This window comes from Streptomyces sp. SID14436, assembly GCF_010548465.1.
Taxonomy (GTDB): Bacteria; Actinomycetota; Actinomycetes; order Streptomycetales; family Streptomycetaceae; genus Streptomyces.
Genome location: NZ_JAAGMD010000232.1, coordinates 1 through 7,286, shown reverse-complemented (window position 1 = coordinate 7,286; position 7,286 = coordinate 1). Strand labels below are relative to the sequence as shown.

Sequence of the window (7,286 nt, the reverse complement as noted above, 5' to 3'; positions counted from 1 at the left end):
GCGATCCGGGCCGCCAGCGCGTCGTGGACGGAGCCGAGCAGGGCGGTGCGGGCGGCGGCGAGGGCGACGAAGTGGTCTTCGCCCGCGGCCCCGGCGGACGCCTTGTCGGCGGCCTCCGCGACGCGTGCGGAGAGCGGCGATCCGGCGACGGCGTCGGCCAGTTCCGCCAGGGCGGCGCTCTGGGCGGCCTGCGGGCGCAGGAGCCCGGCGACGAGCACGTCGTCGAAGGCGTCCACGGCGGCGAGCGCCTCGTCGAGTCCGTCGATGCCGGCGGTCAGCACATCGGCGTGCATCAGGCCACCGTCCTCGTCGTCGGGAACCACTGCATCTCCGGCAGCGGTGTGGTGACCGGCTCGAACTCGAGGTAGGCCAGGTGCCGCAGGAACCGGCTGAAGACCGGGGCCGCCGCCGAGGTGTCGCCCTGCGCGGGCCGGGTGACCGTCATGGCGCCGGTGAGGGACGCCGCGTCGGGCTCGGCGTCCTCGGTGTCCACCTTCAGGTAGCGGGCGACGCGGCCGGCGCCGTACTGCAGGACCGCCTCGGTGATCAGCGCCCGTATGTGGTTGCAGAACGTCCCGCGGGCGCCGCCGCAGGGGCGGTTGTTGTTGGTGCTGCACGCGAAGGCGTACGTGCCGGCGGCGACGGACGAGACGTACACCCGGCCGATGTCGGACCCGCTGGACACCACCCCCTGCAGCCGGCCGTCGGCCAGCTCCACGAAGGGCACCTTGGACAGCTTCCGCGGTCGCGCGGGCGGCACCACCCGTACCGTGCTCGACCTCTCCCAGACGGACAACGCACCATCTCCCATGCAAGCGAAAGGGGACGTCCACGCCACTGCGGCGCAACAAGATCGAAGGTAGCCCCCGGCACTGACAACGCCCCCGGACCAGGACGCCGGACGGCCACCGCACACGGTGCCGGCGCAGCCCCCCAGAACCCGTCAACCCCTCGGTTCTGTAACGGAGTTGCCGCAGTGCCGTTGCGGTGGACCGGCGGCTTCCCGACAGGTCCGCGCGGCTCTTGAGGGCCAAGATCGTGGCCCGGCATACTGCGTCGGCCGGCGGGTGCGCACCCGCGCACGCGACCACCGCCGGACGGATGTCGGACGACTCCGCTGACACCCCAGGGGGGCACGTGCCCGGACAAGTGAAGAGAGCATGCGCGGCCACGGTCGCCACGGCGGCCGCCGTGGCACTGGCGGCCGGCCTGACCGGACCGGCGGCGGCGGACGGGGAGCGCACCGCCACCGGCCCCGCGAGAGCGGCGACGGCGGCACGGGCGTCCACGCCCACCGCCGCACAGCACATCACACTGATCACCGGAGACCGCGTCGCCGTGGACGCCCGGGGCCGCGTCGTCGGCCTCCAACGGGCCGCCGGACGCGACCACATACCCGTCCGGATCAGCACCTTCGACGGCCACACACTGGTGATACCGGCGGACGCCGCCAAGCCGATCGCGGACGGCACACTCGACCGGCGTCTCTTCGACATCACCGAACTCGGCAGGAGCGCCACCCGGAAGTCCCAGCAGCGCGGCCTGAAGGTCATCGTCGGCTACCGGGGCACCGCCCGCACCGCCAAGGCCGACGTGCGGGACGCCGGCACCCTCCGCCGCACCCTGCCCACCCTGAACGCCGACGCCGTGCAGACCCCCCACGAGAACACCGCCGACCTGTGGGACGCGGTCACCGACGGCGACGGCACCGCCTCCGGCATCGCCCGCGTCTGGCTCGACGGGGTGCGCAAGGCGTCCCTGGACACCTCCGTGGCGCAGATCGGCACGCCCAAGGCGTGGTCCGCGGGCTACGACGGCACCGGTGTGCGGATCGCCGTGCTGGACACCGGCGTGGACGCCACCCACCCCGACCTGAAGAACCAGGTCGTGGCCGCCAGGAACTTCAGCGCCTCGCCCGGCACCGGCGACAAGGCCGGCCACGGCACCCACGTCGCCTCCACCGCCGCGGGCACGGGCGCCAGGTCAGGCGGCCGGTACAAGGGCGTCGCGCCCGGCGCGAAGATCCTCAACGGCAAGGTCCTCGACGACCAGGGGTTCGGCGACGACTCCGGCATCCTCGCCGGCATGGAGTGGGCGGTGGCCCAGGGCGCCGACATCGTCAACATGAGCCTGGGCGGACCGGACAGCCCCCAGACCGACCCGCTGGAGGCGGCGGTCGACAGACTGTCCCGGCAGGGCGTCCTGTTCGCGGTGGCGGCCGGCAACTCCGGGCCCGAATCGATCGGTTCACCCGGCAGCGCGGACGCCGCCCTCACCGTGGGCGCCGTCGACGGCAAGGACCGCCTGGCCGACTTCTCCTCCACCGGCCCGCGCGCCGGCGACGGCGCCGTCAAGCCGGACGTCACCGCCCCCGGCGTGGACATCACCGCCGCCTCCGCCAAGGGCAGCGCGATCGCCGCCGAGGCGGGCGAGAAGCCCGCCGGCTACACCACCGTCTCCGGCACGTCGATGGCGACCCCGCACGTCGCGGGCGCCGCCGCGCTCCTGAAGCAGCAGCACCCGCGCTGGACCCCCGCCGAGCTGAAGGGCGCGCTCACCGCCTCCGCCAAGGGCGGCGCCCACACGCCGTTCGAGCAGGGGGCGGGCCGCGTCCAGGTGGACCGGGCGATCGGGCAGACCCTGATCGCCGAACCGGTGTCGGTGAACTTCGGCGTCCAGCAGTGGCCGCACACCGACGACGAACCGGTCACCAAGGAGGTGACCTACCGCAACCTCGGCACCGAGGACGTCACGCTGAAGCTGACGTCCACCGCCACCGGCCCGAAGGGCAAGGCGGCCCCGGCCGGGTTCTTCACGCTGGGCGCCACCACCGTGACCGTCCCCGCGGGCGGTACGGCCTCGGTGCCGCTGACCGCCGACACCCGGCTCGGCGGCAGCGCGGACGGCGCCTACGGGGCGTACGTCGTCGCCACCGGCGGCGGGCAGACCGTGCGCACCGCGGCCTCGGTGCTGCGCGAGGCCGAGTCCTACGACGTGACGGTCCGGAACATCGGCCCCGACGGCAGGCCCGCCGCCGAGCACCTCACCGACCTCACCGGGTACACCGGCCAGGGCAAGGGCCGCCGGTACCAGGTCCCCGTCGACGCCGGCGGCACCACCACCGTGCGCGTGCCCAAGGGCACCTACCTGCTGGACTCCTGGACCGTGAAGGACCCCAGGACGTTCAAGGGCGGGATCGACTGGGTGGTCCAGCCCCGGCTGGACATCACCCGGGACACCACCGTCACCGTGGACGCCCGCACCACGCGCGCGGCCGCCATCACCGTGCCGGACGCCAAGGCGCGGCCCGCCGCCGCGGCCGTCTCCTACACCTACGACACGGCCGGAGCCGTCGCCGGCTTCGCCGGGGCGTCCTTCGCCGACGTGCGGATGGCCCACCTCGGACCCGAGGCCCCGGGCGGCGTCCAGCAGACCTGGAACGGCCAGTGGACCAAGGGCGCCGGCACCGAGTACCACGTGGCCACCAGCGCCCGGGTGAAGAAGATCCAGGCGAACAGGACCCGCCACTTCGCCGCCCGCGACCTCACCACCGTGACCATCGGCCTGGGCGCCTCCGCCCCCGGCCGCACCGGCGGCGTGCACGCCCTCGGCCTGCTGCCCGAGGACGCCGTGTTCGGCGAGCTGATCGAGCAGAAGCTGCCCGGCACCCGCACCCTGCACCTGTCGACGTCGGACCGCATCACCTGGGCCTTCGGCTTCGAGCAGCACGCCGGCCGGGACGCGCAGGGCCGGCCCGTCGTCGAGGCCGCCTACGACCTGGGCGGGGAACGCGCCTACAAGGCGGGCAAGAAGTACACCCACACCGTCAACCGGGCCGTCTTCGGCCCGCACCTGGACGGCGACTCCGGCCTCTCCCGGGACGGCAACACGCTCTACGGCTACGTGCCGCTGCTCGTCGACGGCGCCCGCAACCAGGGCGGATCGAGGATCACCTCGTCCCTCACCCAGCTCTACCGCAACGGCAAGCGGATCGGCACCACCCGCGACCCGCTGTCCGACGGGGCGGACTTCACCGTCCCGGCCGGCGACGCCGCGTACCGGCTGACGACCTCGGTGAAGCGGAGCACCAGGGTGGCCGCCGTCTCGACCCGCGTCGACGCGTCCTGGACCTTCCGCTCCAGGAAGGTCACCAGGCCGGCGCCGCTGCCGCTGTCCACGGTCCGCTTCGGCGCGGTCACCGGCAACGACAGCAAGGTCGCCGCCGGCCGGACCGCCAGGGTGCCGGTCACCGTCGAGGGCGCCGCACGCGGCAGGAACCTGAAGTCCCTCGCCGTGTACGTCTCCTACGACGCCGGGCGGACCTGGAAGAAGGCCGCGGTCACCAAGGGCGCCATCACCGTCAAGAACCCGGCGAAGGGGAAGTCCGTGTCCTTCCGCGCCAAGGTCACCGACAAGAAGGGCAACACGTCGACGGTCGCCATCCACCACGCCTACCACGGCAAGTGAGCACGACGCGCGGCGCGCCCTAGAGCCGCGTGAGGAGGGCCCGCCGGACACGCACCGTCCGGCGGGCCCTCCGCCGTCCGCCGGCGGAACCGGGCCGCCGGGCCCTTCCCGGTCAGTGCGGCAGCGTCGCCGGGCTGCCGCCGTTCGCCTCGTAGCCCGCGACCGCCAGGGCGCGGTAGACCGCGAACTCGGCGGCCGGGTCCTCGGCCAGCGACCAGGGCAGCGCGCCCACGTGCCCGTCGACGTGGACCAGCTGGTTCATGGCCTCCGCCCAGCGCTCGCCGCGCACCAGGAAGAAGACCAGCAGATGCCGCACGTGCGCCAGCATCGGGTCGTCGGGCCGGGCCGAGTGCACCGCGTGCAGCGCGCCGTGCACCGCCTTGGTGACGACCTCGGTCTGGTAGAAGCTGCTGACCAGGGTCACCTCGGGCAGGTGCTCGAACACCGCGAACAGCGGCATCGCGGCCAGCAGGGAACCCTGCGGGGCCCGGGCCGCGGCCGCCTCCGCGAAGGAGTACGCCAGCTCCCGCGAGCCGTGCCACTTCTCGCACCAGTACTGCAGGGCCGCCAGATGGGCGCCCATGTGCGCCGGAGCACGGTCCAGGATCTTCAGCCAGACCTGCTCGAAGTCCTTCTGGGAGTAGCCGAGCCCGCGCGCCACGGACAGCTCGACGATGTAGGGGACCGGGTCGCCCGGGGCGAGCAGGGCGGCGTCGCCGCAGGCCGCTCTCGCCTCCTCCATGATGATCCGGAACTCGTCCGTGCCGGGGGTCGCCGTGCGCCACGCCTGCTGCACCAGGAACTCGGCGTGCACGGCGGCGCCGCCCGCGTCCTTGGGCTGCTCCGCGCGCCACACCCGCAGCCACTGCCCGCCCGGCGCCTCGTCCGCCCCGCCGGGCCGGTCCCGCAGCTCCAGCGAGGCGGCGCCCGCGAAGGCCTGGACGCGCTGCCAGCGCAGCTCGTCGCCGGCGTCCGTGCCCGACAGCAGCTGCTGCGCGGCGCGGTAGTCCTGGGTGCGCTGCACCAGGTCCAGGACGTCGAGGAGATCCTGGTCGGGGCCGGGCATGCGGATGTCCAGCTCCTCCTCGCGGACGAAGCCGTAGTTCGCCGGGTCCGCCGCGTCCGGGTGGTCGGGCGAGACCAGGCCCACCGCGCTCTTCCTGCGCCGCAGGAAGGGGAGCAGCACGATGCTGATCATGATCAGCGCCATCAGGACCCAGAGAATCTCCATGTCTCAAGCGAACCAGAACACGCCGGCAATTGGCCAACCTGGTCCCGGACCTGTGGAAAACTCCCGGTTCGCCGCCGCCCCCGGCGGGGCGCGGGGCTCGGATCGGCATCTTCCCGCCGCGCGCACTACCCTCGGGCCCATGAGCGACAGGCACATCAGTCAGCACTTCGAGACGCTCGCGATCCACGCGGGCAACACCGCCGACCCCTTGACGGGCGCGGTCGTCCCGCCGATCTACCAGGTCTCCACCTACAAGCAGGACGGTGTCGGCGGCCTGCGCGGCGGCTACGAGTACAGCCGCAGCGCCAACCCCACCCGGACCGCCCTGGAGGAGAACCTCGCCGCCCTGGAGGGCGGCCGTCGCGGTCTCGCGTTCGCGTCCGGGCTGGCGGCGGAGGACTGCCTGCTGCGCACCCTGCTCAGCCCCGGCGACCACGTGGTGATCCCCAACGACGCCTACGGCGGCACCTTCCGGCTGTTCGCCAAGGTCGTCGCCCGCTGGGGCGTGGAGTGGTCGGTGGCCGACACCGGCGACGCCGCCGCCGTGCGGGCCGCCATCACGCCGAAGACCAAGGCCGTGTGGGTGGAGACGCCGTCCAACCCGCTGATGGGCATCACCGACATCGCCGCCGTCGCCCAGGTCGCCCGGGACGCGGGCGCCCGCCTCGTCGTCGACAACACCTTCGCCACGCCATACCTCCAGCAGCCGCTCGCGCTCGGCGCGGACGTCGTCGTGCACTCCCTGACCAAGTACATGGGGGGCCACTCCGACGTCGTCGGCGGCGCCCTGGTCACGGGCGACGCGGAGCTGGGCGAGGAGCTGGCCTTCCACCAGAACGCGATGGGCGCGGTCGCCGGGCCCTTCGACTCCTGGCTGGTGCTGCGCGGCACCAAGACGCTCTCCGTGCGCATGGACCGGCACAGCGAGAACGCCACCAAGGTCGCCGACATGCTGACCCGCCACCCGCGCGTGACGAGCGTCCTCTACCCCGGGCTGCCGGACCACCCCGGCCACGAGGTCGCCGCCAAGCAGATGCGGTCCTTCGGCGGCATGCTGTCCTTCCGCGTGGAGGGCGGCGAGGAGGCGGCCGTGGAGGTCTGCAACCGGGCCCGGGTCTTCACCCTCGGCGAGTCCCTCGGCGGTGTCGAGTCGCTGATCGAGCACCCCGGGCGGATGACGCACGCCTCCGTGGTGGGCTCCGCCCTCGAGGTCCCCGGCGACCTGGTGCGCCTGTCGGTCGGCATCGAGAACGTGGACGACCTGCTGGAGGACCTCCAGCAGGCCCTCGACACGTAGCGGGACCGGGCACGGAACGGCGGGTCACCAGCCCGTCAGGGGTGGAGTCGTCTCCGACGGCGGCTCCACCCAGGGCCGCGCGGTCAGCGCCCACACCAGGAACGCCACCGACGCCGCGCACAGCAGCACCCACAGCACGCGCCGGGCGGCGGCCCGGCGCCGCAGCAGACGCTGCCCGCGGCGCACCGCGTCCGCGTGGATCCCGGGCGGTACCGGAGGCGGTGTGCGCTCCAGCATCCGCCGCACGGCCGCCTCGCGGTTGACGCGGCTCATCGCGGCCTCCCGTCGCCG

The 7,286-nt window shown here is 73.9% G+C and carries 5 protein-coding genes and 1 pseudogene; 2 read left to right on the top strand and 4 right to left on the bottom strand.

Going from position 1 to position 7,286, the window contains the following annotated elements; translation table 11 throughout:
• Both G3I53_RS08385 and G3I53_RS08380 read right to left on the bottom strand, forming a co-directional pair.
• A pseudogene (locus tag G3I53_RS08385) lies at positions 1-323 on the bottom strand (hypothetical protein); the annotation flags it as partial.
• The gene (locus G3I53_RS08380; protein WP_164334327.1) at positions 293-811 is read right to left on the bottom strand and encodes a hypothetical protein; all 519 of its coding nucleotides are present in this window, start codon (positions 809-811) and stop codon (positions 293-295) included. The pseudogene G3I53_RS08385 and the gene G3I53_RS08380, both read right to left, overlap by 31 nt.
• A gap of 326 nt (positions 812-1,137) precedes the next feature.
• Between G3I53_RS08380 and G3I53_RS08375 the strand changes: the two genes are divergently transcribed.
• Positions 1,138-4,467, top strand: a complete 3,330-nt coding sequence (locus G3I53_RS08375; protein WP_343240573.1) for a S8 family peptidase — start codon at positions 1,138-1,140, stop codon at positions 4,465-4,467.
• A gap of 112 nt (positions 4,468-4,579) precedes the next feature.
• On the opposite strand, the gene G3I53_RS08370 is transcribed toward G3I53_RS08375, so the two are convergent.
• Complete coding sequence (locus G3I53_RS08370; protein ID WP_164334329.1) at positions 4,580-5,698, bottom strand: hypothetical protein; 1,119 nt, start codon at positions 5,696-5,698, stop codon at positions 4,580-4,582.
• Positions 5,699-5,837: 139 nt separating this feature from the next.
• On the opposite strand from G3I53_RS08370, the gene G3I53_RS08365 reads away from it, so the two are divergent.
• A complete protein-coding gene (locus tag G3I53_RS08365; RefSeq protein WP_164334330.1) occupies positions 5,838-6,995 on the top strand; it encodes a cystathionine gamma-synthase in 1,158 nt (385 codons plus the stop codon).
• A gap of 24 nt (positions 6,996-7,019) precedes the next feature.
• On the opposite strand, the gene G3I53_RS08360 is transcribed toward G3I53_RS08365, so the two are convergent.
• The gene (locus G3I53_RS08360; protein WP_164438186.1) at positions 7,020-7,268 is read right to left on the bottom strand and encodes a hypothetical protein; all 249 of its coding nucleotides are present in this window, start codon (positions 7,266-7,268) and stop codon (positions 7,020-7,022) included.
• Positions 7,269-7,286 lie beyond the last annotated feature (18 nt).